Source organism: Streptomyces sp. NPDC005728, assembly GCF_040630895.1.
Taxonomy (GTDB): domain Bacteria; phylum Actinomycetota; class Actinomycetes; order Streptomycetales; family Streptomycetaceae; genus Streptomyces.
Genome location: NZ_JBEXYL010000024.1, coordinates 89866 through 116367, shown reverse-complemented (window position 1 = coordinate 116367; position 26502 = coordinate 89866). Strand labels below are relative to the sequence as shown.

Below are 26502 nucleotides of genomic sequence, written 5' to 3'. Positions count from 1 at the left end.
GTCCCACGGCCCGCCGACCGGGCCCGTTCCCGGTGCGCCGCCGGCGGCGTCCGTCACGACGCGACGACGCCGGACCTGAGCACGTGGAAGGCTTGCCGGTGATGAATCAGCGGTGCGCCCTGCCGGTACCGCACGGAGGTGACCCGCCCCACCAGCAGGAGATGGTCGCCCGCCGGGTGGCGCGCGTGCACATGGCAGTCGAGTCGGCACAGGGCGCCCGCCACGACCGGCGCCGCAGCCGGGGTGTCACCGGTCTCGTGCGCCGCGAACTTCTCCGCGCCACTGCGGGCGAAGCGGGCGGCGACATCCTCCTGGCCCTCGTCGAGCACGCTGACCGCGAACTCCGTACAGGCGGCGAAGGCCGGGTAGCCGCTGGCGCGTTCGGCCACGCAGACCAGGATCAGGGGCGGTTCGAGCGACACGGAACTGAACGAGGTGACGGTCAGCCCCCAGGGCCGTCCGGTGGTCTCCCGGGTGGTGACGACGACCACTCCGGCCGCGTGACAGGCCATGGCCGCGCGGAACGCCTCCGCCGTCACCGAACGCGGTGCCTCGGCGACCGGATCGGTCATGGCAGCACCACCACCTGCCCCGCGAAGCTCAGCCCCGCGCCGAACCCGATCAGCAGAGCTGTGTCCCCGCGGTGCGCCTTCCCCTCGGCGAGCACGCTGTCCAGCGCCAGCGGCACCGAGGCGGCCGACGTGTTGCCCGTACGCACGACGTCGCGGGCGACGACGGTGTCGGGCCCGAGCCCCAGGCGGTCCGCCATGAGGCCGATCATCCGCAGGTTCGCCTGGTGCGGCACGAAGGCACCGAGCCGGTCCGGGGCGACGCCGGCCACCCGCAGCATCTCGGCGGCAGCCGGGGCCACTTCGTCCATGGCCCACCGGAAGATGCGCCGGCCGTCGATGCGCAGCCACGGCCGCTCGCCTCCCTCGGACCAGGCGGCGGTCATCCGGACCGAGTCGACGTACGCACTGTCCGTGCGCCGGACGACGGGGCCGAACCCCGGCACGTCCGACGGGCCCACCACGACCGCGCCCGCCCCGTCCGCGAACAGGAAGGCGCTGCCCCGGTCGGTGCGCTGCACGATGTCCGTCATCCGGTCCGCGCCGATCACCAGCACATGGCGGGCACTGCCCGCGTGGACCATGTCCGAGGCGACCGCAAGTGCGTGACAGAACCCCGAGCACGCGGCCGAGACGTCGAGAGCGGCCGCCCTGCGCGCCCCGAGGGACCGTGCGATCCGGGCCGACAGCGGGGGCGCGTGCAAGAGGTCCGTCATCGTGGCGATCAGTACGAAATCGAGGTCCTCGGGACCGACGCCGGCCTGGGCCAGCGCCTTTCCCGACGCCGCGACGGCCATGCTCTCCAGCGATTCGTCCGCTGCGGCAAAGCGTCGTTCCCGAATACCGGAGCGCGTTTCGATCCACTCCGGTGTGGAGTCGAGTGTCCTGCACAACTCGATATTGTCGACCACCGTGCGGGGACGATAGCTGCCGACGCCGAGGATCCTGCTGTATCCACTCGCGTAGGCAGGCTGCACAGCAGAAAGTTCGATACCTGTCGCTTTTGTCAACGTCCTCTCCACTTCAGTGTCCTTACGAAGCGAAACTCTGCACAGGGGGTGAGAAGGAAACCTCGGGCACCCTGACCAATCCCGGTGGAGCCCTTCTTGAGGCACGCTCGGTCGTACTTCCTGCGCAGTTGGCCGATAGTTGACTGTGGCAGGACCGGCGACGGAGCGTAGTGTTGCGCGAGGCTCTTGAGGGGCCTGTAACCTGCCACGGGGGGCATGGGACGTGATTCGCCTACTCATCGCCGAGGACGTGCACATGGTCCGCGGCGCTCTGGTGGCCTTGTTGAAACTGGAACCGGATTTCGCGGTCGTGGCCGAAGTCGGTCACGGTGACGAAATTCTGCCCGCCGCCCGCCGGACGCGCCCCGAGGTGGCCGTCGTCGACGTGGGGCTGCCGGGCACCGACGGTCTCACCGCCGCCATCGAACTGCGCAAGGTCCTTCCGGACTGTCGCACCGTCATCCTGACCAGCAACGGCCGGCCCGCGATCGTCCGTCGGGCCTTGGACAACGGTCTGGAAGGGCTGCTCCTCAAGGACTCACCGCCGGAGCGACTCGCCGCGGCGATCCGTGACGTCATGTCCGGACAACGGGTCTTCGACCCGCACATGACGCTCGACGCGCTCGATCTCAGCGCGCAGATCCTCACGCTCCGGGAGACGGAGGTGCTCCAGCGGGCGGCGGACGGGCTCGATGCCTCCCACATCGCCGAACAGCTCCACCTGTCGATCGGCACCGTGCGGAACTATCTCACCCGGATCGTGAGCAAGCTGAACGCGCGGAATCGCGTGGATGCCATACGGATGGCCCGGGAAGCGGGCATCATCTGAGGGATCGGTGCGCACCGTCGCACATGAAAATCTCCCATCGATACATGAAGACATCACAGGGGAAGCAGGAAATTCGCGTGCCAGACTCGAGGCGTCCGAATTCTCTAGCGGAGGTTCCCCCATGGATATCGAAGTACTGGGTCCGCTGAACGTACGACTTGCCGGCAGCTCGATTGTGCCGAGCGCCGGTAAACCTCGCCAGCTCCTGGCGCTCCTCGCTCTGCGGTCGGGACATCTCGTCCCCATCCCCACGCTCATGGAGGAGCTCTGGGGAGAGCACATACCGCGGAGTGCACAGACCACGTTGCAGACATACGTGCTGCAATTACGTCGACTCATCAAAAAGGCACTGCCCGCGGACTCGCCACTCACCCCGAAAGACGTGCTGATCACCCGGTTCGGCAGTTATCAGCTCAATTCCGGACCCGGGCGGTGCGACGTGGACCTGTTCCACGACAAGGCCGCGGCGGGCAACCGGGCCCTCGACCAGGGCGCGGTGGCCGAGGCCTCCGCGCTGCTGGGGGGCGCCCTGGACATGTGGCGGGGCCCGGCCCTAGCGGACGTACCGGCGGGCCGCATCCTGGAGATCGAGATGCTCGCCATGGACGAAGCCCGCACCCGTGCCCAGGAGCTGCGCTTCGAGGCCGATCTCCGGCTGGGGCGCCACGGGGAGATCCTCGGCGAACTGCTGATCCTCGCCGCGCGCAACCCGCTCAGCGAGAACCTCTGCGCACTGCTGATGACCGCCCTTCAGCGCTCGGGGCACACCTGGCGGGCACTCGAAACCTTCCAGCAGTTGCGCGGCACCCTCGTGCGGGAGCTGGGTGTCGAGCCGTCCCCCCGGATACAGCAGTTGCACCAGGAGATCCTGGGTGCGGGTCGTCACGCCCAGTGGAGTGCGGCATGACCGGCCCCGACGCGCCCCACACCGTCGCCGTGCTGGGCACCGGCACGATCGCCCTCGGGTGGACCGCGCTGTTCGCCGCCGCCGGATTCGACGTGCGCGTCAGCAGCACCCGGGCGGACGCCGAGGACCACGTCCACCGGTCCCTGCCGCTGTACGCGCGCTCGATGCCCGGCGGTCCCGTACCCCCCGACAAGCTCCGTGCGCGGCTGTCCTTCCACGGCACCGTGGCGGAGGCCGCTGCGGGGGCGCAGGTCGTCCAGGAGAACGTGCTGGAGAACCTGGCGCTCAAGCAGGAGGTGTTCCGGAGCGTCGACGAGGCCGCTCCCGGTGCCCTGCTGCTCTCCTCCACCTCCACCCTGCTGCCGGCCGACCTCGGCGCTCGCCTGGACACACCGGGCAGGGTGATGGTGGGTCACCCCTTCAATCCCCCGCACATCGTGCCGCTGGTCGAGGTCGTGGCCGCCGAGGACGCCGACCCGGCCCAGGTGCGGGCGGCTCTGGACCTGTACCGGGGCCTGGGCAAGACGCCGGTGCTGCTGCGGCGTGCGGTGCCCGGGTTCGTCGCCAACCGCCTCCAGTCGGCGCTGTTGCGCGAGAGCATCCATCTCGTACGCGAAGGCGTCGTCACGGTGGGCGAGCTGGACGACATCGTCACGGCGTCCATCGGCTCCCGCTGGGCCACGACCGGCCCGTTCCGCGCCTTCCACCTGGGGGGCGGTGCGGGCGGTCTGCGGCACCTGATGGCGCACCTGGGCGACGGTCTGGAGCGCAGCTGGGCCGGGCTCGGCAACCCGCCGGTCGACGACGCGCTCAAGGAGAAGTTGCTGACACAGGCCGACGAGGCGTTCGGCACGTACGACTACACGCGCCTCGCCGCGTGGCGCGATCAGGCGCAGAACGCCGTGATCGCGGCGGTACGGGACACGGGTTCCGTGGAAGACGTGCGGCTGGAGTCGTGACGCCTGCACGAGCACTGGGGGCCGGGGCGATGTCGCCCCGGCCCCCGGCGGTTTCGGGATGTGCCGTCGGAACGCCGGGACTTCAGCCGAGGAGTTCCTGATCCTGGGTCACCTTGCGTCGCAGCGTCCGCAGTTCGCCGTCCTCACGGACGAGCACGTCCCGCACGATGCAGCTGGGCGCGATCACGGGACGCGGTTCGCCGGGCCGGGTCGTGCCCACGAGCGCGTAGTACTCGGTGTGCACGGAACCGTCGGCCTGTTCCCGTACGTCGAGCATGGTGAACCAGTGCCGGCGCTGCACCGGATCCGTCGCGAAGCGCCGCTCGTTGTAGTCGCGCACCTCCCGGGCGATGTTCACGCGTCCGCTGACCGCGGGTGCGTCCGGTGAGTGTGCGAACACGGCCTCCTCGGCGAAGGTGGCGGCGAACTCCTCGGCCCGCACGGCATCGAGGTGGTGGACCTGGCGCGCGTAGAAGAGCTGGACCTCCGCGTAGAGCCCCGACTGGGCGGTCTGCCGTACGGATGAGGGAGTTGCGGGGTGCGCTGCGGTGTTCATGATGCCTCCTTCGATGACCGCCCCCGGACGGGGGCGCCGAATGCTGCGGCATGGTCCTCGACCCAGGTGCGGAAGGGCCGGGGCGGCCGCCCGGTGATCTGCCGCACGGTCGGCACGACCGGCAGCCGGCGCTCGTACAGATAGCGCTCCACGTCCAGCAGGCCCCGGGCGTAGGCCGCCGGCACGCGCCCGGCGACGCGGCCCACCCACTCGTCCGGCTCCAGGCGCGCCACGCTCAGCCGCCGGCCGAGGACGGCACCGACGATGTCCACCCGCGCCGGAACGTCGAGCAGGTCCGGCCCGGAGAGGGCGAGGACACGCCGGCGCACGGGCGTGGGGCCCCGCAGCACGACGGCGGCCGCCTCGGCGACGTCCCGCGGGTCGATCACCGGTACGGCCAGGTCGGGATGGACCACGCCCACCGTGTCCCCGGCCGCCAGGTCTGCCACCCAGGCGAGCGCCTGCGTCGCGAACGGGGCGGGCCGCAGTACGGTGACCGGCACGCCGGTGGCGAGCAACCGCGCCTCGCCGTCCGCGTGCCGGGCGAACAGCGGCCCCCGGTGCGCGGAGTCGTCGGGTGCGTCCGCGGAGACGACCACCAGATGCCGCAGCGCCGTGGCCTTCTCGGCGGCCTGCGCGAAGGCCTCGCCCGCATCTTCGGCGAGCACGACGAAGGCGGTGCGGACGCCGTCGAGGGCTTCGGCCACGGCCGCGGGATCGGTCAGGTCCCCCGGCACGGTCCGGGCCGCGGCGGGCAGCACCGCGGCGGCTCGCCCGGTGTCACGGACCATCGCGCGCACGGGCACGGCCCGGCCGCACAGCAGCTCGGTGAGATGACGTCCCACCGTTCCGGTGGCCCCGGTGACCAGCACGGAGTCGGGCATGCGCGTCCTCCCGGAGTGCGAGGCGGGTCGTGCGCCCGCCGATCGGGAGCAGCAGACCAACGCCCGCTCGAATCACACTCCAGAACCGCTCGTCGAGCCCGGCGCCGCGGTTACTCCTTCTGGTCGGCCGAGGCTCCGCTCTCGTACGCCGTCATGGTCCGCACGAACATGGCGCGCTCCTGCGGCGTCAGCGGGTCGAGCGCCGCCTCCCACGAGCTGGCACCCCTGGCGAGCCAGCCGTTGATGGCCTCGCGGGTCTCCGGGTCGTCGGAGAGGGAGACGATCGTGCGGCGGCGGTCGGCCGGGTCCGGCTTGCGCTCGACGACCCCCTGGCGGCTCAGGTCCGCGACCATCAGGCTCACCGTCGTCGGCGCGACCTCCAGGCGGGCGGCGAGCTCGTTCACCGGGGCGGGTCCGTCGAAGACGAGGTGCGAGAGCAGGGAGAGGTGCCGGGGGGCGAGGTTCAGCGTCCGCAGTTTCTCGGGGACGGTCGTCCGCTTCAGCCGCTGCGCCACCCGCGGCATCAGCACGAGCATCGCCCGCACCGCGTCGTCCCGGCTCATTCCCTCGTCATCGGCCGCGCCCACGTCGGCGTCGGGCCGGTTCCGCTGAACTCGTCGCGCCCCGTGCTGCGTTGACATCAGCCGTCACCCCCAATACCTTTGCTTTCAAAGCAAATCTTCTCTCTGTTCTCCACGATACCGGACACCCGCGCTCCGGGCCTGATCAGGAAGGGACAGCCGATGTCGTTTTCCCAACCACCCTCATCGGACACGACCACGTACAACCCCCGGCGCTGGGCGGCCTTCGTCGTCACCTTGTCCGCAGCCTTCATGGATCTGGTCGACACGACCGTGATCAACGTCGCGCTCCCCTCGCTGCGCGGGGATCTCGGGGCGTCGAGCACCCAGCTCGAATGGGCGGTGGCGGGCTACGTGCTGGCCTTCGCCTCCGGAATGATCACGGCGGCCCGCCTCGGCGACCGGTTCGGGCGGTTACGGGTCTTCCAGGCGGGCCTGGCCGCGTTCGTCGTGACCTCCGCCCTCACCGGCCTCGCGGTCAACCCGGAGATGCTGGTCGGCGCGCGGATCGCCCAGGGCGCCTCGGCCGCCCTGATGGTGCCGCAGGTGCTCGCGATGCTCCGGGTCGAGTTCCCCCCGGAGGAGCAGCACAAGGCCGCCACCCTCTTCGGCCTCAACTTCTCCATCGGCGGCGTCGCCGGTCCCCTCATCGGCGGACTGATCCTCAACGCCGACCTGTTCGGGCTCGACTGGCGGCCGATCTTCTTCGTCAACGTCCCCATCGGTCTCGCCGCCCTGATCGGCACGTTCGTCCTGGCCCGCGAATCCCGGGCCGAGCGCGCCGCCACCACCGATGTGCGCGGCCTGGCCATCGCGACGCTCGCCGTACTCGCCCTGCTCTACCCGCTGGTCGAGGGCCGCACCATGGGCTGGCCCTGGTGGACCTTCGTATTGATGGCCGCGTGCCCGCTCCTGCTGTGGCTCTTCGGACAGTACGAGAAGACCGTCGTGCGGCGCGGTCACGCACCGCTCATCGATCCCGGGCTGCTGCGGGAACGCGCGCCGATGGGCGGTCTGTCCGTCGCCGTGCTGTTCTTCGCTGGGACCGGCTACACCCTGGTGATCACCGTGCACCTGCAGAGCGGACTCGGCTTCAGCCCCCTGCACACCGCGCTGACCATGATCCCGTTCGCCGTGGGTGTCGGCCTCTTCAGCCCCTTCGCCCCGAAGATCCGCCAGTACGGCCGGCCGGTCGCCGTCGTCGGCTCACTGCTCGCGGCCATCGGCATGGGCATCAACCTGCTCGCCGTCCGCGCTTCCGGCGAGGACCTGAACTCCTGGCAGTTGGTGCCGGGCATGCTCATCGCGGGCCTCGGGGTCTCCATGACCTCCGGCGTCCTCATCGCCACCGTACTGGCGAAGACCCCGGGCCGGCTGGCCGGCTCCGCCGCAGCACTGGTCAACACCGCCATCCAGATCGGTGTGGCCGTCGGCATCGCCGTCGTGGGCACGGTCTTCTTCGGATCCCTGGACGACCACCACGGAGCCGTGGACTCGGCGGTGGCCGGCCTGGTGACCGTCGTGATCCTGTACCTGCTCGCGTCCCCCGCCGCGCTCATCCTCCCGCCGGGACGCCTGATGTTCGCCGCCGCGGGCGGCGCCCAGCCGAAGCAACAGCCGAGCGCCGCCGAGGACGGCGGCGAGGTCGGCAAGGGTGGTGAGGACGGCGAGGACGGCGAGCAGAAGGACACCGACGACGCGTCCGGGTCGCTGGCCTCCCGGCGGGCGACCAACTGAGCCACCCGGGCCAGGCCTCCCCTTCTGCCGGGTGACGTCCGGCCGTCTCCGAGCCGGTGGAGACGGCCGGCGGCGTCACCGCGCACCGGTCCAGCCACTGTCGAGGCAGCTTCGACCTCGTCGGCCGACGCTGCCCTCCCGGCCGTCGCACACAGCGCGGCGGCCCGCCCCTGGGGAGGACTCGTGCCGGAGACGATGACGACGTACCAGGCACCCGCCCGGCAGCCGAACGGACCACGCCCGCAGCGGGCGTCCGCCCTGGCCGCCCGGCACGCACCGTACGCGGAACGGGAGAAGCAGCTTCACCCCGAGGTGGTCGAGGCCCTGCGCGAAGCCGGCTTCGCCCGCCACTTCGTGCCCTCCCGGTGGGGCGGGCACGAGGGCGGTTTCGAGGACTACCTGACAGCCGTGGCCGACGTCTCGCGCGGCGACCCCTCGGCGGGCTGGTGTGCCGCGATCCTCGCCTCGCTCTCCCGCATGGCGGCGTTCCTGCCGGAGGAGGGACGGCGTACCGTCTGGGCGCAGGGGCCGGACACCCTCGTGGTCGGCGCCCTGGTACCCGGCGGCACGGCGCGTACGGCGTCGGGCGGCTGGCTGCTCGGCGGCCGCTGGCCCTATGTGAGCGCCGTGCACTACTCCGACTTCGCCCTCCTCGCCGCACAGGTCCCCCTCGACTCCGGGCGGTCACAGACGCGTTTCCTCCTGGTGCCGCGTGCCGCCTACGGCATCGAGCGGACCTGGGACACGGTCGGCATGCGCGGCACGGGCAGTGACACGCTGGTCCTCGACGAGGTCTTCGTTCCCACCGAACACACCTTCCTGATAAGGGAGTTGGCCTCCGGACAGCAACCGGGGGACGGCCCCGCCCCGCTGGCCGTCCCGCACAAGAACGTCAGCGGCCTGAGCTTCGCGGCGCCGGTGCTCGGCGCTGTCCGCGGCGCCCTCGACACATGGACGCGGACCACGGCGCACAAGCGGGCGGCGTCGAACGCCGCCCAGCCGCCCGCGGTGTCGGCCGAGCTGGACCTGGCCCGCTGCTCCGCCCAGGCGGACGCGGCCGAACTGCTCCTGACCCGGGCCGCACGCGACGCCGACCTGGGCGCGCTGGGCACGGAGCTCGCCGGGGCCCGCGCCCAGCGCGACCACGTCGTCGCGGTGGACCTCCTGCTCGACGCGGTCAACCGGCTCCAGCGCACCGGTGGCACCGGGGCCCAGTCCCTCGGCGGCGACCTGCAGCGGTTCTGGCGGGACGCCAACACCGCGGCGGGTCACGCCGTCCTCAAATGGGAGCCGGCCGCCCGGCGGTTCGGTGCGGCCCGCCTCGCGGTACCGGTGGGCGACCTGTCCTGAGTGCGCATGCCGTGAGGGGCCGCCGGGCTTCGGCGGCCCCTCACGGCATGCGCGCACTCAGGAGGCGGGTTCGCTCGTCACCACGTAGTCGCTGATGCGGAGTTCGGCTCCCTGGCCGAAGAGCCTGCTGCTCTCGGCGCTGTCCTCGTCCACGAAGCTCTGCTCGGCCGGCACCCCCGCATCGGGCCGGTAGTACGTGGTGGCCCGGGAGAGCCGGACCAGTCCGCGGCCCGTGGGCCAGGAGCCGTCGAGCAGGCTCAACAGGCCCATTCCGAAACTCAGTTGACGCGGCTCCACGACGGCCAGCGCACCGCCTTCGTCAAGGGTGAGCGTGTCACGCCCCAGTGGGTGGCCGATACGGTCGACCGTCAGCACGGTCTCGCCGTCCAGGATCCAGCGCACGGTTCCGGCCGACCGGTCATGGGCGATCCTCACCCGGTGCCGGTCGCCGGGCGAACGCCGGGCCAGCGGCACCGTGTTCGCGAAGGAGCCGTAGTCGCCGAGGTGCCGCCGGGCGAAGTTCGTCCGGCCGTAGAAGGCGTACACGTGCTTGTTGGTGAGGACGAAGTCGAAGGCCACGGAGGTCTCCGGATCGATGGTGTTGAGCATCGCCCCGGCGAGCCGGAGGTCGTCGTCCGGGTCGGCGACCGCGTCGCCGAAGGGGTGGTCGGCGGTGCCGTAGGTACGGCCCGAGATCACCGCCTCGACGGAGAGGACGCGCCCGGGCTCGGTGTCGAACCCCTGGAACCCCGCCGCGGACTGACGGTTGACGTAGGCGATCCACTTCGCATGGTCGGCGAAGCCGGGGATGGACCCGGGCTCACCGGTCTCCCGCGCGACCGTACGGGTGAAGGCGGGTTCGCCGGTACGCGGATTGCGGCCCCGTGCGACCAGGCGCAGACCCTCGGCGTCCGTGCTGATCACCGCGTCGTCGGCGATGAGTTCGGCGCTGGCCTGGACGAAGCGCCACGGCGCCTGCGGTCCGCCGGTCCGCACCCCGTCGCTGAAGTCGTCCTGCCACAGGACGGTGGCACGGTCGGTGGTCGGCTGGGTCATGATGACTCCTTGTCGTCTGTCGAGCTGTCCTTTGCCGGGCTGCCGTCTGCCGGGCTGAGGTTTGTCGAGCGGCCCGCGGCGGGCCCGGTCACCAGCGCGAGGACGGCGGCGAAGGAGTCCACGACCTCTTCGGCTCCCGCTGCCTTCAGTTCGGCGGGGGTGGCGGCCCCGTAGGAGACCCCGACGGCCCGCATGCCGGCGGCGCGGCCCATCGCCATGTCCGCGACGCCGTCCCCCACCACCACGCAGCGGCCGGGCGGGAGTCCGAGCCCGTCGGCGACCAGGCGGGCCATCTCGGGGTCGGGCTTGCTGTGCCGCACACTGTCGTCACCCGCCACGACCTGGAACAGGTCGGCGACTCCCATCAGGCCCAGCATCCGCTCCGCCGCGCGCCGGGGCTTGGACGTGGCGAGGCCCAGCCGCAGTCCTCGGGCCCGCGCATCGCGCAGCCCCTCGACGACTCCGGGGTAGGCGAGCGCGGCGGGGTCGATGCCCTCCAGGTGGGCCCGGAAGAGTTCACGGTAGGCGGCCAGGGCCGCGGCGACTTCGGGGGCGTCCGGCGCGCATCCCAGCAGCTGGGCGAAGTTCCGCTCCAAGGGCCGGCCGACCAGGGGGCGGAGCACCACCTCGTCCGTCGGTACGCCCCGGTCGGCCAGGATCTTCAGCATGATCGTGGTGATGGCCCGTGGAGTGTCGGCCAGAGTGCCGTCGAGGTCCAGGACGAGCCCGGCCACGGGGGTCCCGGTGCTCTGCGGTGCCGCGGTCACCGCTGCGCCCGCACGGCCCCGGCGCGCTCGGCGGCGAGAGCGACGGCCACTTCACCCGCGACGCGCGCGGTGCTCAGGAGGATCGAACGGCCGGCGGCGGCGGTGCGGCCGGCGGTGGCCCTGGACACCGCACGCATCAGGAAGGGACTGACCTTGTTGCCGGTGATCCCGGTCCGCTCGGCCTCGGCCAGGGCGCCCGCGATGGCCTCCTCGACCAGGGTTGCGTCGACCGCCTCCGCCTCGTCCACCGGAACGGTCAGCAGGACCGCGCTGCGGCCGTTCAGCAGCCAGTGGGCGCGGATCGCCCGGGCGGCCGCGTGCAGGTCGTCGATGCGTGCCACCGGGATGTCACCGCCCCTGACGTAGAACCGCGGCAGCCGGTCCGTGCCGTAGCCGAAGACCGGAACCCCGGCGGTCTCCAGGTACTCGGCGGTCAGCCGGGCGTCCAGGATGCTCTTGGCTCCGGCCGACACGACGGTCATGCGCGTGCGTGTGAACTGGAGCAGATCGGGCGAGATGTCGAAGGTCTGCTGGGCTCCCCGGTGCACCCCGCCGATTCCCGCGGTGGCGAACACCTCTATGCCTGCCCGCTCGGCGGCGACGATCGTGCCCGCGACGGTGGTGGCACCGAGACCGCCGCCTGCCAGCGCTGCGCCCAGCTCCCGTGCGCTCACCTTCTGCACGTGTGCGGCGCTGCGAATCCGCTCGATCTGTTCGGAGTCCATGCCCACCAGCAGACGCCCCCCGGCGACGCCGATCGTCGCCGGTACGGCGCCCGCGTCCCGTACGGACTTCTCGATGGCCAGCGGAAGTTCGAGCGAGGGGCTGGCGGTGATGAGGGAGGACTCCAGAGCGACCACCGGCCGCTCCTCAGCGAGGGCGGTGGCCACTTCCTCGGAGACGTCCAGAAACGGATCCGTGCCGTCCATGTGTCTGCCGTCCTTTCCGTGCGCGTGCGAAGACAAAGGGGGCTCGCGTTTTTGCGCGCACATCGTGGGCAGCACGGCTCGAACCCCACTGGAACCTTCGTCGTGCGCCGGGTCCGGTGGTTCGAGCGGTAATCGAGAGGTGGTTGTCACGGTGCTGGCGCGCGGGACGTACCGGTCTGCGCATCCGACGGACTGATCTGAGGAGATCTCATGCCCGCAGAGGCTGGTAGCACCCGCCGCCCCTTGGTCCGGTCACGACGGGTGGCCGTGGCCCTGGTGGCCACCGCCACCGCGTGCTCGGCCCTCACCCTCACCGGTGGTGCCGGCGCCGCCGAGCGGACCAGCGCGTCGAGCTCGGAGAAGATCCTCTTCCAGGACGACTTCAGCAAGGGTTTCGACGCCCGGCAGACCTGGCTGCTCGGCTCGTCCAACACCCCGGACGGCCAACTGGCGCAGGGCGACGGGATCATCACGTCCGGCGCCGACGGCATCACCGTGGTGCCGACGGGCCGCAACCCGCGCACGGGCCGCCCCGCGTTCGCCGCCACCACCGACCAGAACGGTTCCGGGTTCGGCGGCGGTACCGGCGACCATCTCAAGTGGGTGGCACAGCCGCGCGTGTCCTCGGCGAACGGGTTCCCGATCCCTCAGACCGGGGCCTGGAACTGCTCGGCGGACGTCACCGTCAAGACGGAGGGCGTGGACCAGCAGCCGTTCGGCAGGGCGGTGAGCGACCCGCAGTCCGACCCCCGGCTGGCCAGCGCCACCGTCATCACCGTCGACCACGCCACCCACACCGTGGCCAACTTCTCGGTGACCAACCACGAGGTGCACGCCGTCTACGAGCGGCTCCCGGTGGAGAGCGGCGCCTACGCCGCGTTCCACTACTCGGTCCCGGTCGCCAAGCGCACCGCGAACAAGCCCGTGAAGCTGCGGATCCGCTACGACGAGGGCGGCAAGCGGGTCAGCTGGCTGGTCAACGGCAAGACGGTGCTGTCCACCGACCGGATCGGCACCAAGGCGTTCGACTCCAAGTACCTGCGCATCGAGCACGGCGGCCCGGAGGAGGTGGTCAAGGCCTCTTCGGTGCAGTGCGGTCTGGCGACCGGCAACCTGCTGGACGGGGGCGGCGGCGTCGGCGACCGCGACAAGGCCGGCCTGGTGCGCCTGGAGGACAGCGCGAACTTCTACTACGACCCGGCCGGGGGCGCTCCGGCGCCGCAGAGGTTCCACGACGACAAGAGCCTGCTCAAGAACCGGTTGTGGGGACAGGGGGTCACGCTGAAGGTGCGGTCCTTCAGCATCACCACCTCCGAGTGAGCTGATCACCGACGCGACGCCCGGCCGGGAAGGTCCCGGCCGGGCGTCGCGTCGTGTCGGGGGCGGCCGCTCACTCCGCCGTCCGGAACAGGTCGTCGGTGACGGCGCGCCGCGTGGTCGTACGACGGTCGTCGACGCGCTGCCAGTGCTCTCCGTAGATCATGCGGGTCATGGCGGGGAAGCGGAGGAACAGGTGCGGGTATCCGGCGGGCACCGCGGTCGCCTTGTCCAGGTCCGCGAGGTGGGCGCGTCCCAGTTCGAGGTCGACGCTCCCGAGGTTCTGCCGCAGCTGCTCCTCGGTGGTGGCACCGATCACCGGGATCACCGTGCCCGGCCGGGAGCGCAGCCAGGCGAGGGCGACCTGGGCGGGTGGACGCCCCAGCTCCTCGGCGATCCGTACCACTTCGCGCACCACGTCGTCGCCGTCGCCGCGGGCCCTGCCCCAGGCGACCTTGTCCAGGCGGCCCTGTTCGCCCCTGAGGTACTTGCCGGTCAGCCGCCCGTCGGCGAGGGGACCCCAGACGAACGCGGGCAGGTCGAAGGCGTGCGCCATCGGCAGGAACTCGTTCTCGGCCGCCCGGTCCAGCAGGTTGTAGTGGATCTGCATGGCCGCGAAGGGAGTCCAACCGCGCTCCTCCGCCAGGGTGTTGGCCTGGGCTATCTCCCATGCCGGCCAGTTGGAGACCCCGGTGTAGAGCACTTTGCCGGCCCGCACCTGGTCGTCCAGGGCCCGCATGACCTCCGCCACCGGGGTGAGGGTGTCCCGGGCGTGCACCCACAGCATGTCGATGTGGTCGGTCCTCAGGCGGCGCAGGCTGTCCTCCAGCGAGACCACGAGGTTCTTGCGGTGGTTGCCCGCGGCGTTCACGTCTCCCGGGCGGACCTGCAGGGTGTACTTCGTGGTGAGTACGAAGGCGTCGCGCTGGTCGCGCAGGAGTTCACCGAGGGTGGATTCGGCGGTACCGCGCCCGTACTCGTTGGAGGTGTCGATCACGTTGCCGCCGGCCTCGGCGAACTGCTCCAGCAACTTGGCCGGCCGGTCCTCGGGAAGGTCCCAGTCGTCCCCGAAGGTCATGGTGCCCAGGGCGAGTTCGGAGACCCGTAACCCTGTCCTGCCCAGCACCCGGTAGCGCATCTCGGCCATGGGTCAGCCCTCCAGTGCGGGCAGCAGCGTCTCTTCCTCGTAGCGGAAGTGGTCCTCCAGGCCGCTCACGACCCGGTCCAGTTCCGCACGCAGCCGCTCCACCTCGTCCGGCTTGTCGAAGCCGCCCTTGTTCAGCAGCTCCTCGAACCCGGCCAGCGCGTCCTCCACCACCTTGTGCTCGGCCCGCAGCCGGCCGATGGCCGGGACGAGGTGGGGAAACCGGTCCTCGAAGGCGGAGAAGGAGCCGTCCTCCCGGATGTGGTGCATCTGCAGCCCGTAGCAGTACGTCAGGCAGCGCCGGCGCAGCTGCTCGGCGAGGTCGGCGGCGGGCAGCGCGGTCGTGCCGTCCGTGGTGAGGGTCTCGTCGATCGCCGCCCGGACGCGGGCGAGTTCCGCCCGCAAGTCCGCGTGGTGTTTGGTCAGTTGAGCGCCGATCATCCGGCTGCGGTCCGTGATCACGCCGAGGTTCAGCGGGTGCAGCGCGACCACCGGAATGGTGCGGCCGGCTTTCGCCTCGTAGTCGCGGAACGTCGCGTCGATCGAGCACTGCAGCTCCCAGTACCGGTCGCGCTCCTCCCCCTCCAGGACCTGGGCCCGGGTGGCGAACGGCCTGACAGCGCCCTCCGGCGTGCCGATCTCCATCGTGACCTGGGGGCTCTCCAGCAGGTTGTGATACCAGTCCGGGTGCTTCTCACGTCCGGCGTTGGAGGCGAAGACGAGGTAACGGTCGCCGTCCTTGTAGTAGATCGTGGGGTTCACATGTGGTCGGCCGGTCCTGCGGCCCATCGTGGTCAGCACCACGATGGGCGCCCCCTCGAACATTCCGCCCACCCGGCCGTTGTTCGCCCGGAACTCCTGGATGACGCGCTCGTTCCAGCTCAGACCGCTGTCTGCCTGCTCTTCACTCATGAGAGTCTCCGTCGGAGTGTCGGCACAGAGGATTTTTCATTTGCTTTGAAAGCAAACTCAATGACGAATCTAGGATCACCGCACCGCGCTGTCAACCGCGGCTCGCACCGTCACCCGACGCACCCCGAGCACCGCGCCGCAACGCCACGACGACCGCTTCAACAGGTCCGTGTCGCCCACGAACTCCTGTGGCCGCGGCTCCCTGCTCCGCGGTGCGAAGCCGGGTGCGCGCCCGGACGACGGCCGGACCAGACCCCGGCCGTCGGGGCCGGCCCCGTCCAGCAGGGTGAGCAGGCCGAGCGCGGGAACCATCCGGCCCAGCCGCACCGGCTCCCCTTCCTCCCCGCCGTGGTCGAGGAGCATGTGCCGCCGGTCCGCGAGGCGGTGCCCGGGACGGTCGACCCGGAGGACCTCCGCGCCCTCGACCGCCCACACCACGCGCGTACCGCCCGCCTCGAACCGGACGGAGAGCCGGTGCCACTGCCCGGGACGGCGGGCGACGACGGGCACGGCGTAGGCGAACGCGGCATAGCGCGACCCCGGGGACGGCACCCGCTCGTACAGGGCGTGAATGCGGGTGTTGGTGAGCAGGAAGTCGCAGACGACGTGTGTGGCCGGGTCCATGGTGATCAGCGCCGCGGTGGCCAGTCGTACGTCCTCGTCGGGATCGGGCACCGCGTCCCCGAAGGGCTGCTGTGCGCCGCCCAGACTGCGCGCCGACAGCGTCGCCGTGCACTCGACACTCCCGCCGTCGGGCACCTCGAATCCCCGCTCCCCGTCCCGGGAACCGCGCACCAGGGCGACCCACTTGAGGTGTCCGTCCGGTCCCGGCCCGGCCCCGCTCCCGTCGGCCGGGGGCGCGAAGGCGGGCTCGCCCGTCACCGGATCGGTGCCGGCCGGCTCGATCGTCAGGCAGCCGGCCTCCCGTCGCACGACCGTCTCCTGAAGCGGCGGCACCTCCCAGGCGCCGCCCAGTCCGTCACGGAAGTCGTCGTCGAACAGTTGCTCCATGATCCCTCCGGCTCGTCGTCGGGGCGCCAGTGTCCGGACGCCGCAATGAGATCCGCTTGAGCCTGCGTCCACTCCGGATCGAGCAGCCGCCCGCACCGTCCTCAGGAACAACCCGACGGAAGGGAGGCCCGCGTGGAACGGCGGATGACCGTGCTGCTGCTCCCCGGCCAGGGCGGTCAGCGCGAGCGCATGGCTGCGGGTCTGTACGGCGTGCACCAGGAATTCACCACGACGATGGACGAGTTCTTCGGCTCGCTCGGCGCGGCGGGCGACCGGCTGGCCGCACAGTGGCTGCGCCCCGCGCCCCATGCGGGCCTCGACGAGGCGCAGGTCGCCCAGCCGCTGCTGCTCGGTGTGGGCTACGCGCTCGGCAGGGCGGTCGCGGCCACCACCGGTCCACCGCGGCTGCTGCTCGGGCACAGCGTCGGTGAACTCGCCGCCGCGTGCCTCGCCGGGGTGTTCCGGCACTCCGATCTGGGCCGACTCGCCGCGGCTCGGACCCGAGTCCTGGGGGACGACGGCCGGGGCGGGATGCTCGCGGTGGCCGCCGCGCCGGACGAGCTGCCCGTCGAGCTGGGCCCGGTCGTGGTCGCGGCGGTCAACGGCCCGCGGCAGACGGTGCTCGCCGGACCGTTCGACGCCCTGGAACGGGTACGCGACCGGCTGACGACCGCCGGCCGCACCGTGCTGCGGCTGCGCTCGGAACACGCCTTCCACAGCCCCGCGATGGAGGCCACCGCCCGGCGCTTCGCCCTGGAGGTGGCGGCCCTGCGTCCGGCTCCCGCCCGCGCCGCCCTGGTGTCCGGCCGCACGGCACGACCGCTGCGGGACCGGGAGGCGGTGGACGCCGCGTTCTGGGCCGACCAGCTCGCCCTGCCCGTGCGGTACTGGCCCGCGCTCGAGTCGCTGCTCGACACCTGGGGCAGCGATCCGGGGCTGCTGCTCATCGACGCGGCTCCCGACCGCTCGCTCGGTGCCCCGGCTCGCCGGCACCCCGCCGTCCGGTCCGGCGCGTCCCGTGTGCTGCCCCTCCTCGCGCCGGTCCGCGAGACCGGTGGGCCTGCGGACGCCGACGCGTTCGACCGGGCCATGGCGGCCGTCGACACGTGAGCCCGGCGGCGGATCAGGGCTCCGTGCCGGTGCGGACCGCGCGGAACGCCACGGTCACGACCAGCCCCGACGCCAGCGCGTACGCCCCGCGCAGTCCCGGCATCGCGAGCCGGGCATGCCGGACGTCCAGCCGCCCGCCGTCCGCCGTGGTGGGGGTGATGCGCACCTGCGCCTCCCGCAGGGTGAGGGGGTGGCCGTGCGCCGACCATGCCTTGTACGCGGCCTCCTTCGCGCTGAACAGCACCGTCTCCCACGGGATGTCCGCATCCTGTGAGGTACGCGGTTCCGGGAGCAGGCGGCGTTCCTCGGGTGTGGTCAGTGCGGCTGTCGCCCTGCGCGACAGCGGCCGCAGCCGCTCGGCGTCGACGCCCAAGGCGTCCGCGTCGGCGGCGAAGGCGACGGCCGCGGCGCGATAGCCGGGGCAGTGCGTGATGCTGCCCCGGATGCCCCGGGGCCAGCGCGGCGCCCCGTCCGGCCCGCGCAGCAGCGGACCGCGCAGTGGTGTCCCGAGGTCCGCGAGCGCCCGGCGGGCGCAGGCGCGTCCGGTGGCGAACTCGCGACGGCGCCGCTCCACCGCGGCCGCGGCCAGCAGCTGTCGCTCCGCCGGGTGAAGGCAGGCGAGGGGCGCGTCGGCGGAGGTCTCCGCCGAGCACGCCCATGCCGGGAGCAGTGCGCCGATCACGCGTAACACGTGGGCAGCCGGCCGCCGTTGAACTCCACCATCTCGCCGAAGATCCCCACCACGTCGAGGGGTTCGCCGTACGGGCCGCCGTTCAACTCCGCGTAGGCGCGGTGCAGGTTGCCCACGAGCCGCTCGGGATCCGTCCAGTCCTGGTAGGGGTGGGCGCCGAGCTGGCGCGCCGCCTCCAGCGGAGCGAGTCCGGCGGACTTCGCCCCCTCGGCCGTCGCGAGCAGCCAGCGCAGATACCGTTCCGTCTCGTCGAGCACGTCCGGGCCGCTCAGGGGACCGTGCCCACCGACCACCACACGCGGTGCGAGCCGGCGCAGGAACGCGAGGGTGCTCAGGGATCCGTGCAGGGATCCCATCAGGAGGAACGGCGTGCACCCCGACATCACGACGTCCCCCGCGAACAGCACACGGTCCTCGGGGAGCCACACGAGCGTGTCGCCGGTGGTGTGGGCCGGCCCGGGATGGAACAGCTGCACCGTCCGCCGGGCGAGGTGCAGGTCCATGTGACCGTCGTACGTCACGTCGGGCAGCCGCAGCTCCACCGCGCCCCAGTCGACGCCCGGCCACAGTCCGGTGAGGCCGAGCCCGGCGGCCGCCATCTCCTGCCGGGCCCGTTCGTGCGCCACGACCACCGTGCCCGGACCGCCGACCAGCGCGTTGCCGAACGTGTGGTCCCCGTGGAAGTGCGTATTGACGAGCAGGCGGGGTGCGGCGGCGCCGAGTCCGCGGACGGCGTCGCTCAGCCGGCGGGCGCGCGCCTCGGTGGCGGCGGTGTCCACGACCACCGGTCCACGGCCCTCGTCGAGCAGTACGCCGGCGTTGTTGACACACCAGCCGTCCGTCTCCTGAAGGTAGGCGTGGACCCCGTCCGCGATCTCCTCCAGGACGGCGGGTCCGTGCGCGGTGGAGGTCGACCCGCGGGCCCCGGTCACCGGGCCGCCTCCGCCGCCAGGTGGGCACCGCACCGGTCCAGCGTGCGCCGGCTGTTGCCGGCCAGCAGCGCCGCGGCCCGGTCCCGCGCGGCGGAGAGGGTGACGCCCGGTCCGAAGACCTCCTCCAGCGCGGCGGGATCGAGAGCGGCCTGGTGCACGGCGGTGACGTGGGTGTCGCCGTCGGTCTCCGACAGCAGCCAGGCGCCACTGTGGCCCAGCAGTCCGCGCGGAACCGTCGTCTGCTTGTAGACGATACGTTCGTCCGGGAAGCAGAGCCGGACCGACCGGGTACCGTGCACGGACCCGTCGTCGCTCCCGGTACGCATGTCGAGGGTCTGCACACGAGCGCCGCCGACCGTGACCTCGCTGTCCTCCTGGAGGTCGAGGGAGACGACGTGCGGTACGCGCGAGGGCCACAGGTCCGCCCGGTACAGGAAGTCGTAGACCTGGCGCAGCGGCGCCCGTACGACGCATTCGTCCCGGACGGTGAAGAACAGTTCTTCCAGGCCCTCGGGGTGCCCCGCCCAGCGGACCACCGCCGCGACCTCCGCCTCGCTGTTGCAGTCCAGTGCCTCGGCGACCGTCCCCCCGGTGTCCTGGGCGTCGGCCGTGAGCACCCACTCGTGTCCGAGGACGAGGCGCGTGGCACCGGCGCTCTCCTCGAAGCTCCAGTGGCCGCTCATCCACTCCAGCGGGGGTCCCGGCGTCTCCTGCCGGAAGTCGATGCGCAACCGCTCGTCGTCCAGCTTGCGCAGCGAGGTCCAGGTGCGGACCCCGGAGCCGACGACGGCCCAGAGCCGGATCCGCTCCGAGTCCCGGTCGCTCTCCAGGACTTCACCCGCCAGACACGGCGGGAAGAGGACCGGCCAGCGGGTCACGTCGGCGATCAGCCCGTAGCCGCGGCTGGCCGGGCCGGCGTACCGCGCTGTGTGCTCCGCGCTGTGCCGGGTGGTCGAATCGATCGGCATGGCCGACCCCTTCCCGAGTCAGTAGTTTCCGAGACCGCCGCAGACGTTGAGCGCCTGCGCGGTGATGGCGGCGGCCTCGTCGCTCACGAGGAAGCCGACGAACGCGGCCACTTCCTGGGGCTCCGTGTACCGGCCGATCGGGATCTTGGCCTCGAACCGCTCGAGGACGGTCTGCTCGTCGGTCCCCCACAGGGCGGCGTAGCCCCGACGCACCTCGCCCGCCATCTCCGTCTCGACATAGCCGGGGCAGACGGCGTTCACGGTGATGCCGGTCTTGGCCAGCTCCAGACCGAGGGCCTTGGTGAATCCGACCACGCCGTGCTTGGAGGCGGAGTACGGGGCGCCGAGCACGACGCCCTGCTTGCCTCCGGTCGAGGCGATACTGATGATGCGTCCGCTGCTGCGGCCGGTCATGCCGCCCGTGGTCAGTACCTCGCGGGTGACCAGGAAGACGCTGTTGAGATTGGTGTCGATCACGTCGTACCAGAGTTCGTCGGGGAGTTGTGCGGTCGGCCCACCGCCGCTGCGGCCCGCGTTGTTGACGAGCACCTCCACGGGGCCGAAGCGCTCGACGGCGGCCTCGACCCAGCCGCGGACCCGGGCCGGGTCGGTCACGTCGCAGACGGCGCCCGCGGCCGTGAGTCCGAGATCGGCGAGCCGTTCGACCTCTTCGTCGACGGCAGTCTCGTCGCGGGCGCAGAGGAACACCGGGTGTCCCCTGCGGGCGAGTTCCCGTGCGACGGAGCGGCCGATGCCCCGGGTTGCGCCGGTCACCAGTGCGGGTCCCCTGACCGGGGACGCTGGGGTTGTGTTCATGGCGGGGCTCCTCAAGCGGCGGTCGACAGGGCGTGGTTGACCAGCAGCAGGAAGGCCCGTGGCGTCACTGCCTCGGCCACGTCCTCGTCGCGCAGCACGACGTCATAGCGCTGCCCGACCGCCGCCGCCGTCTCCAGGACCGCGAGCGAGTCGTACCCGAGGTCCGTGAAGGGCACGTCGAGCACCGCTTCGGTGAGCTGGGTGTCCTCCTCGTCCCCGGCGCATTCGACGAGAATCGCGCGGAAGTCGGTGAAGAGCAGTTCTTTGCTGACGCCCTCTTCGAGGACCTGATCGTTCATGACGTGCCTCCCTCTTCTTGTCGCCGGTCGGCTCCGGTGACGACCAGAGCCGAGTTGAAGCCCCCGTGGCCCCGGGCCAGCACGAGCGCCGCACGGACCCGGACCGCGCGGGGTTCACCGCGCACGAGGTCGAGCCGGTGCCGCGGGACGGGCCGGTCGACGTGCGCGGTCGGGGGGATCAGGCCGTCACGCATGCTGAGCAGCGCGGCGGCGACGTCCACGGGTGGGCCTCCGCCGGTCAGCCGCCCGGTGAGTGTCTTGGGGGCGGTGACGGGTACGCCGTAGGGCCCGAAGAGCGCCTCGAGGGCGGCGGCTTCGATGTCGTCGAGCGCCGGCTGCGCCGCGGCGTCGGCGAACACCACGTCGATGTCGTCCGGCCGCAGACCCGCCTGGGCGATCGCCAGCCGCGCCGCGCGGGCCAGCCCAGGGGGCCGCCCCGTGCCGGGGCGCGGATCGAAGGTGGACGCGTGCCCGGCGAGCTGCCCGTACACCTGGCGGGCTCCGCGTTCCGCGGCCGCGGCCGCGCTCTCCACGACGAGGAGCGCGCCGCCCTCCCCCGGTACGTGCCCGGCCGCCGCCTCGTCGAACGGAAGGTACGCGCGCAGCGGATCGCGTACGCCCGAGAGCCGTCCGCCCGAGTGGTGGGAGAGCAACCCCCAGGGGTCCAGGGCGGATTCGACCCCGCCGGACACCACCAGTGCGGCGCCCTTGCCCAGCATGCGCCGGGCCTGCCCGAAGGTGTCGAGGCCGCCCGCCTGGTCCGCAACGATCACATTGCCCGGGCCGCGCAAACCGTGCCGGATGGAGATCTGTCCGGTGTTGACGGCGTAGAACCAGGCGAACGACTCGTAGACGCTGACGTGTTGTGGCCCCTTGGTCCACAGCTTGCGTACCTCGCGGTGGGTGAACTCGAAGCCCCCGGTCGCATTGGAGGTCGCCACACCGGCCGCGTAGTCGGGCAGTGCCGACACGTCGGCGCCCGAGTCCCGCAAGGCCCAGTCGGCGGCGACGAGCGCCAGGCGGGTGACCCGGTCCGTCTGCGGGAGCAGACGCCCCGGCAGCAGCGCGGCCGCGTCGAACCCGTCGACCACACCGGCGAGCGGCGAGGGGTAGCGGGCGGAGTCGTACCCCGGGACCATGCGGATGCCGGACTCGCCGCGCAGCGTCGCGTCCCACCACTGCGGTGTGCCGAGGCCGTTGGGGGCGATCACACCGATGCCGGTGACGACCGGAGCGGCTCCTGCGCCCACCGTCCGGTCCGCGACCGCAGGTGAAGCAGCCGTGGGAGGAGGGGTCATGCCGCCGCTCCTCGCCCACCACGCGGCTCCCGGGAGAGGACCATGGCGCTCTGGAATCCGCCGAAGCCGCTGCCGACCGTCAAGACGGTTCCGAGTTCGCGCTCACGCGCTTCGAGCGGCACGTAGTCGAGGTCGCACTCGGGATCCACCTCGTGCAGGTTGGCCGTGGGCGGCACGGCACCGTACTCCATGGCGAGGGCACAGGCGGCGATCTCGATGGTGCCGATCGCACCGAGCGAATGCCCGACCATCGACTTGATCGAGCTGACCGGTGTCCGGTACGCGTGCTCGCCGAGTGCCAGCTTGAAGGCCGCCGTCTCGTGCCGGTCGTTCTGTCTCGTGCCGGAACCATGGGCGTTGACGTAGTCGACGGCTTCGGGCACGAGCCGCGCCTCGTCCAGCGCCGCGGTGATCGCGTCCGCCATCTCCCGGCCGTCGGGCTTCAGGCCGGTCATGTGGAAGGCGTTGCACCGGGAGGCGTGCCCGTCGATGACCGCGTAGACATGGGCGTCCCGTGCGCGCGCGTGCTCGAGTTCCTCCAGGACGAGCATGGCCGCGCCCTCGGCGATGACGAATCCGTCCCGCGTGCGGTCGAAGGGACGGGAGGCGTGCTCCGGGTCGTCGTTCCGCGGCGAGGTGGCCTTGATCGCGTCGAAGCACGCCACGGCGACCGGCGAGACGGGGGCGTCGGCCGCGCCGGCGATCATCACGTCCGCGGCGCCCTCGACGATCAGGTCCCGCGCGTGGCCCACCGAGTCGATACCGGACGTACAGCCCGTGGAGATGACGGCGGTCGGCCCCTCCGCGCCCACCATCGCGGCGACCTCGGCCGCGAAGGAGCTGGGCACGAAGGCGTCATAGAGATGCGGCGACAGATACGTCCCGTCGACCTCCCACAGGCGGCCGCTGTCGCTGAGCACCAGGTACTCACGCTCCAGGCTGGTGGTGCCGCCGACGGCGGTGCCTACGCTGACGCCGATGCGCTCGGGGTCGAAGGCGTCGAGGTCGAGGCCGCTGTCCTCCAGGCACTCACGGGTGCTGAGTACGGCGAGTTGCGCGGCGCGGTCGAGACGCCGCAGCTCACGCGGTGTGAGGCTCTGCCGCTCGACGGAGAAGTCCACTTCTGCCGCCATCCGGGAGCGGAAGCGGGAGGCGTCGAAGCTGGAGATGGTGCGGGTGGCGGTACGTCCGGAGACCAGCAGATCCCAGAACGCCTTCCGGCCGACACCGCTGGGGGCCATGACGCCGATACCGGTGATGGCGACTGTTCGGCTCACTGGAGCAGCTCCTCGCAAGGCGTGTGGGTCATCGGTCCGCCGGGATCCTGGCGTCCACGTAGGCGATGAACGCGCCGGGCGTGCGCAGGTCGTCGAATGCCTCGTCCGGGATGGCGACCCGGTACTCGTCCTGTATGCGCATCGCGATCTCGTAGACGACCAGGGAGTCGTATCCCAGGTCGCCGAACTCCGTGCCGAGCACGGTCTCGTCCAGAGCGGTGACGTCCGCCCCTTCGAAGCAGAGCTCCACGACCTGCTGGAATTCGGTGAGGGTGAACCCGCTCATGACGCCCCTTCCGTTCGATGTGCCGTCACGGTCGGCGGCGGTGCTCGACTGGCAGTCGAGCACCGCTGGACGCGTGGCGCGGGCCGGAAGTCCCGGGCGACGAGGGCCGATCACCCAGCGCTCTCCACTACGCCTCTAGCCACCGCTCCCAGGCTTGGCTCGGCACAGGGCCCTGCGCCCACCCCGGACGGCCCCGGGCACCCGGGCACCCGGGACGTCACTCACAGAGATTGGGATGCCGCCGGATGAACTCGCTCCTCTTGACGCTGCTCGGGCCGGTCTTCGGACGCCCCAGTGGAATTCCGGGCCTCATCGGAGGCGCCATCATGCAGCGCGGAAACGCGGAACAGGAGGCATGGGCGGTCGAACACGCCGACCTGAAACCGGGCGACCAGGTGCTGGAGGTGGGCCCGGGGCCCGGCATCGGACTCGCACTGGCCGCCGAGGCAGTCGCGCCGGGTGGCCGTGCGATCGGTGTGGATCCGTCGGCCACGATGCGGGCCATGGCCCGGCAGCGCTGTGCCCTGCACCTCGCGGTCGGCCACGCAACGCTCCGGGAGGGGACCGCCGACGACACCGGTCTGCCCGACGAGTCGGTCACGGCCGTCCTGTCCGTCAACAACGTGACCTTGTGGGACCGCCCGGCGGCCTACGCGGAGTTGCAGCGCGTGCTCCGCCCCGGCGGCCGGCTGGTGATCGTGCATCACCGCCACACCATGAACACCACTCCGGAACAGCTCCACGACGAGCTGGTCAGAGCCGGCTTCGAGGACGTCACCCTCGATGTTCAGGGCCGCAGCATGGGCCGCGCCGCAGTCGGCATCCTGGCCCGCCGGGCCCGCGGCTGAGGCATCGGCTCCGCACAGCGGAGCCGCCCCGTCGTGTGTCGCGAGCGTGACCCGCGGACGGCACATCGCCTCGGCCATGGCGAGGCGGTCGCCGGTGGGTGGGAACCCTACCGGGTTCCCACCCACCGGGCACCGTGCTCGGCGGGATGCTTGGGCAGCATGACCCAGCGGGACACGACGAAGGTCACGGGAATCGCCGCCGCCGACGCCAGGAGCGGAGCGAAGCGGCTGCCGGCGTGAAGGACGTCGACGATCACGTAGACACCCCCGGTGGTGATCAGGAAATTGGTGACGTTGGTCAGCGGGAACAGCAGGAATTTCCGCCAGGTCGGCCGCGTCCGGTAGGTGAAACGCGCGTTCAGGAAAAAGGATCCGATCATACTGAGCAGGAATGCCAGAATATGCGCGGCCAGATACGGCAGCCGGGTGAGGAACAGCAGGTAAAGACCGTAGTACGTGGCCGTGTTGACGACACCGACCACAGCGAACGTGAAAATCTGTCTCGAGATCAAGGGATAAGGTCTTTCGTCCGTTCCACGTTGGTCGCCTTCACCAGGAAGTGCGGGCGCCCCTTCACCTCGTAGTAGATGCGGCCGGTGTACTCCCCGATGACTCCCAGCATGACCATCTGCACGCCGGCCAGGGCCGTGACGGCGGTGATGATGGTCACATACCCAGGGGTCTGGACCCCGTTGGCGAGCGCGGCGCCCACGATCCAGGCGGTGTACATGCCGGCGCACAGCAGCAGACCCATGCCGAGCCAGAGGGCCGCGCGCAGCGGCCGGTTGTTGAAGGAGAGCAGGCCGTCGAGGCCGTAGTTGAGCAGGCTGCGGAAGGACCAGGAGCTGCGGCCGGCCTCGCGCAGCGCGTTCTCGTACTCGAAGGTGGTGCTCGGGAAGCCGACCCAGGCGAACAGGCCCTTGGAGAAGCGATTGTACTCGGTGAGGCCCAGGATCGCGTCCACCACGCGGCGCGACAGCAGGCGGAAGTCGCCCACGCCGTCGACGAGTTCGACGTCGACCATACGGTTGATGAGCCGGTAGTACAGGCGGGCGGTGAGGGTGCGGGCGAGGCGGTCGCCGGTGCGGCTGCGCCTGGCGATGACCTGGTCGTAGCCCTGGTCGCGCAGTTCCACCATCCGCTTGATCAGCTCGGGCGGGTGCTGGAGGTCCGCGTCCATGACGACCACCGAGTCGCCCGAGGCGTGCCTCAGGCCCGCGAGCAGGGCCGCCTCCTTGCCGAAGTTGCGGCTGAAGGAGACGTACCGCACCCGGGAGTCGCACTCGGCGAGGCGCTTGAGGACGGCGAGGGTGCGGTCGCGGCTGCCGTCGTCGACGTACACGAACTCCATGTCGTGGCCGAGCGGCAGCAGCTCGTCGGCGATCTTCCGGACCTCCTCGTGGAACCGTTCGAGGACGTCTTCCTCGTTGTAGCAGGGAGCGACGATCGATATCAGCAT

29 protein-coding genes and 1 pseudogene are annotated in these 26502 nt (G+C 71.6%); 9 read left to right on the top strand and 21 right to left on the bottom strand.

The window, feature by feature from the left end; all coding sequences use genetic code 11:
• Positions 1–53: 53 nt before the first annotated feature.
• Both ABZ471_RS18695 and ABZ471_RS18690 read right to left on the bottom strand, forming a co-directional pair.
• On the bottom strand, positions 54–572 hold the full coding sequence (locus tag ABZ471_RS18695; protein WP_359067825.1) for a flavin reductase family protein: 519 nt from the start codon (positions 570–572) through the stop codon (positions 54–56).
• Positions 569–1546 (bottom strand): beta-ketoacyl-ACP synthase III, encoded by a 978-nt coding sequence (locus ABZ471_RS18690; protein ID WP_359067823.1) that lies wholly within the window; start codon positions 1544–1546, stop codon positions 569–571. The genes ABZ471_RS18695 and ABZ471_RS18690 overlap by 4 nt, the downstream gene beginning before the upstream one ends.
• Positions 1547–1802: 256 nt before the next feature.
• On the opposite strand from ABZ471_RS18690, the gene ABZ471_RS18685 reads away from it, so the two are divergent.
• The 4 genes and pseudogenes from ABZ471_RS18685 to ABZ471_RS18670 all read left to right on the top strand — a co-directional run bounded on the left by ABZ471_RS18685 (position 1803) and on the right by ABZ471_RS18670 (position 4274).
• Entirely contained in the window at positions 1803–2408 is a 606-nt protein-coding gene (locus ABZ471_RS18685) for a response regulator transcription factor (protein WP_359067821.1), read from the top strand.
• Positions 2371–2745 (top strand): annotated as a pseudogene (locus ABZ471_RS18680) (winged helix-turn-helix domain-containing protein); the annotation flags it as partial. The gene ABZ471_RS18685 and the pseudogene ABZ471_RS18680, both read left to right, overlap by 38 nt.
• A gap of 45 nt (positions 2746–2790) precedes the next feature.
• Complete coding sequence (locus tag ABZ471_RS18675) at positions 2791–3315, top strand: AfsR/SARP family transcriptional regulator (protein WP_359067835.1); 525 nt, start codon at positions 2791–2793, stop codon at positions 3313–3315.
• On the top strand, positions 3312–4274 hold the full coding sequence (locus tag ABZ471_RS18670; protein ID WP_359067819.1) for a 3-hydroxyacyl-CoA dehydrogenase NAD-binding domain-containing protein: 963 nt from the start codon (positions 3312–3314) through the stop codon (positions 4272–4274). The genes ABZ471_RS18675 and ABZ471_RS18670 overlap by 4 nt, the downstream gene beginning before the upstream one ends.
• 82 nt (positions 4275–4356) lie before the next feature.
• Here the strand turns inward: ABZ471_RS18670 and ABZ471_RS18665 are convergent, their stop codons facing one another.
• The 3 genes from ABZ471_RS18665 to ABZ471_RS18655 form a co-directional block, all read right to left on the bottom strand.
• The gene (locus tag ABZ471_RS18665) at positions 4357–4830 is read right to left on the bottom strand and encodes a nuclear transport factor 2 family protein (protein ID WP_359067817.1); all 474 of its coding nucleotides are present in this window, start codon (positions 4828–4830) and stop codon (positions 4357–4359) included.
• Positions 4827–5714: an NAD(P)H-binding protein gene (locus tag ABZ471_RS18660; protein WP_359067815.1), complete on the bottom strand. Its 888-nt coding sequence runs from the start codon at positions 5712–5714 to the stop codon at positions 4827–4829. Before ABZ471_RS18660 ends, ABZ471_RS18665 begins: the two co-directional genes overlap by 4 nt.
• A gap of 110 nt (positions 5715–5824) precedes the next feature.
• Complete coding sequence (locus ABZ471_RS18655; protein WP_359067833.1) at positions 5825–6277, bottom strand: MarR family winged helix-turn-helix transcriptional regulator; 453 nt, start codon at positions 6275–6277, stop codon at positions 5825–5827.
• 180 nt (positions 6278–6457) lie between these two features.
• Between ABZ471_RS18655 and ABZ471_RS18650 the strand changes: the two genes are divergently transcribed.
• Both ABZ471_RS18650 and ABZ471_RS18645 read left to right on the top strand, forming a co-directional pair.
• Positions 6458–8032, top strand: a complete 1575-nt coding sequence (locus ABZ471_RS18650; RefSeq protein WP_359067813.1) for an MFS transporter — start codon at positions 6458–6460, stop codon at positions 8030–8032.
• Positions 8033–8215: 183 nt separating this feature from the next.
• Positions 8216–9382 (top strand): acyl-CoA dehydrogenase family protein, encoded by a 1167-nt coding sequence (locus tag ABZ471_RS18645; RefSeq protein WP_359067811.1) that lies wholly within the window; start codon positions 8216–8218, stop codon positions 9380–9382.
• A 57-nt stretch (positions 9383–9439) separates the two neighbouring features.
• Here ABZ471_RS18645 and ABZ471_RS18640 read toward each other — a convergent pair whose 3' ends face one another.
• From ABZ471_RS18640 to ABZ471_RS18630, 3 genes are read right to left on the bottom strand one after another with little or no spacing between them, the layout of a single operon-like run.
• On the bottom strand, positions 9440–10438 hold the full coding sequence (locus tag ABZ471_RS18640) for a DUF6081 family protein (protein ID WP_359067809.1): 999 nt from the start codon (positions 10436–10438) through the stop codon (positions 9440–9442).
• The gene (locus ABZ471_RS18635; RefSeq protein ID WP_359067807.1) at positions 10435–11205 is read right to left on the bottom strand and encodes an HAD family hydrolase; all 771 of its coding nucleotides are present in this window, start codon (positions 11203–11205) and stop codon (positions 10435–10437) included. The genes ABZ471_RS18640 and ABZ471_RS18635 overlap by 4 nt, the downstream gene beginning before the upstream one ends.
• Positions 11202–12134: a pseudouridine-5'-phosphate glycosidase gene (locus ABZ471_RS18630; protein WP_359067805.1), complete on the bottom strand. Its 933-nt coding sequence runs from the start codon at positions 12132–12134 to the stop codon at positions 11202–11204. The genes ABZ471_RS18635 and ABZ471_RS18630 overlap by 4 nt, the downstream gene beginning before the upstream one ends.
• A gap of 210 nt (positions 12135–12344) precedes the next feature.
• On the opposite strand from ABZ471_RS18630, the gene ABZ471_RS18625 reads away from it, so the two are divergent.
• Entirely contained in the window at positions 12345–13454 is a 1110-nt protein-coding gene (locus ABZ471_RS18625) for a DUF6081 family protein (RefSeq protein ID WP_359067803.1), read from the top strand.
• A gap of 70 nt (positions 13455–13524) precedes the next feature.
• Here ABZ471_RS18625 and ABZ471_RS18620 read toward each other — a convergent pair whose 3' ends face one another.
• The 3 genes from ABZ471_RS18620 to ABZ471_RS18610 all read right to left on the bottom strand — a co-directional run bounded on the left by ABZ471_RS18620 (position 13525) and on the right by ABZ471_RS18610 (position 16518).
• Positions 13525–14589 carry an aldo/keto reductase gene (locus ABZ471_RS18620; RefSeq protein WP_359067831.1) on the bottom strand — a complete coding sequence of 355 codons (1065 nt, stop codon included), beginning with the start codon at positions 14587–14589 and terminating at the stop codon, positions 13525–13527.
• 12 nt (positions 14590–14601) lie between these two features.
• Positions 14602–15507, bottom strand: a complete 906-nt coding sequence (locus ABZ471_RS18615; protein WP_359067801.1) for a nitroreductase/quinone reductase family protein — start codon at positions 15505–15507, stop codon at positions 14602–14604.
• Between the two features lie 75 nt (positions 15508–15582).
• Positions 15583–16518 carry a DUF6081 family protein gene (locus tag ABZ471_RS18610; protein WP_359067799.1) on the bottom strand — a complete coding sequence of 312 codons (936 nt, stop codon included), beginning with the start codon at positions 16516–16518 and terminating at the stop codon, positions 15583–15585.
• A gap of 132 nt (positions 16519–16650) precedes the next feature.
• Between ABZ471_RS18610 and ABZ471_RS18605 the strand changes: the two genes are divergently transcribed.
• Positions 16651–17628 (top strand): acyltransferase domain-containing protein, encoded by a 978-nt coding sequence (locus ABZ471_RS18605; RefSeq protein WP_359067797.1) that lies wholly within the window; start codon positions 16651–16653, stop codon positions 17626–17628.
• Positions 17629–17641: 13 nt separating this feature from the next.
• Here the strand turns inward: ABZ471_RS18605 and ABZ471_RS18600 are convergent, their stop codons facing one another.
• The 8 genes from ABZ471_RS18600 to ABZ471_RS18565 are packed head-to-tail and all read right to left on the bottom strand — an operon-like array spanning position 17642 to position 24195.
• Entirely contained in the window at positions 17642–18310 is a 669-nt protein-coding gene (locus ABZ471_RS18600) for a 4'-phosphopantetheinyl transferase superfamily protein (protein WP_359067795.1), read from the bottom strand.
• On the bottom strand, positions 18307–19251 hold the full coding sequence (locus ABZ471_RS18595) for an MBL fold metallo-hydrolase (protein WP_359067792.1): 945 nt from the start codon (positions 19249–19251) through the stop codon (positions 18307–18309). Before ABZ471_RS18595 ends, ABZ471_RS18600 begins: the two co-directional genes overlap by 4 nt.
• Entirely contained in the window at positions 19248–20219 is a 972-nt protein-coding gene (locus ABZ471_RS18590) for an SRPBCC family protein (RefSeq protein WP_359067790.1), read from the bottom strand. The genes ABZ471_RS18595 and ABZ471_RS18590 overlap by 4 nt, the downstream gene beginning before the upstream one ends.
• A gap of 18 nt (positions 20220–20237) precedes the next feature.
• Positions 20238–21035, bottom strand: coding sequence for a 3-oxoacyl-ACP reductase FabG (gene fabG / locus ABZ471_RS18585; protein ID WP_359067788.1), 798 nt, complete (start codon positions 21033–21035; stop codon positions 20238–20240).
• A gap of 11 nt (positions 21036–21046) precedes the next feature.
• Positions 21047–21334, bottom strand: coding sequence for an acyl carrier protein (locus ABZ471_RS18580; RefSeq protein WP_359067786.1), 288 nt, complete (start codon positions 21332–21334; stop codon positions 21047–21049).
• Entirely contained in the window at positions 21331–22632 is a 1302-nt protein-coding gene (locus ABZ471_RS18575; RefSeq protein WP_359067784.1) for a ketosynthase chain-length factor, read from the bottom strand. The genes ABZ471_RS18580 and ABZ471_RS18575 overlap by 4 nt, the downstream gene beginning before the upstream one ends.
• Entirely contained in the window at positions 22629–23909 is a 1281-nt protein-coding gene (locus ABZ471_RS18570) for a beta-ketoacyl-[acyl-carrier-protein] synthase family protein (protein ID WP_359067782.1), read from the bottom strand. Before ABZ471_RS18570 ends, ABZ471_RS18575 begins: the two co-directional genes overlap by 4 nt.
• A gap of 28 nt (positions 23910–23937) precedes the next feature.
• Positions 23938–24195: a phosphopantetheine-binding protein gene (locus ABZ471_RS18565; RefSeq protein ID WP_359067780.1), complete on the bottom strand. Its 258-nt coding sequence runs from the start codon at positions 24193–24195 to the stop codon at positions 23938–23940.
• A 245-nt stretch (positions 24196–24440) separates the two neighbouring features.
• On the opposite strand from ABZ471_RS18565, the gene ABZ471_RS18560 reads away from it, so the two are divergent.
• On the top strand, positions 24441–25043 hold the full coding sequence (locus tag ABZ471_RS18560; RefSeq protein ID WP_359067777.1) for a methyltransferase domain-containing protein: 603 nt from the start codon (positions 24441–24443) through the stop codon (positions 25041–25043).
• A gap of 107 nt (positions 25044–25150) precedes the next feature.
• Here ABZ471_RS18560 and ABZ471_RS18555 read toward each other — a convergent pair whose 3' ends face one another.
• Positions 25151–25555 (bottom strand): GtrA family protein, encoded by a 405-nt coding sequence (locus ABZ471_RS18555; RefSeq protein ID WP_359067775.1) that lies wholly within the window; start codon positions 25553–25555, stop codon positions 25151–25153.
• Positions 25552–26502, bottom strand: a complete 951-nt coding sequence (locus ABZ471_RS18550; protein WP_359067773.1) for a glycosyltransferase family 2 protein — start codon at positions 26500–26502, stop codon at positions 25552–25554. The genes ABZ471_RS18555 and ABZ471_RS18550 overlap by 4 nt, the downstream gene beginning before the upstream one ends.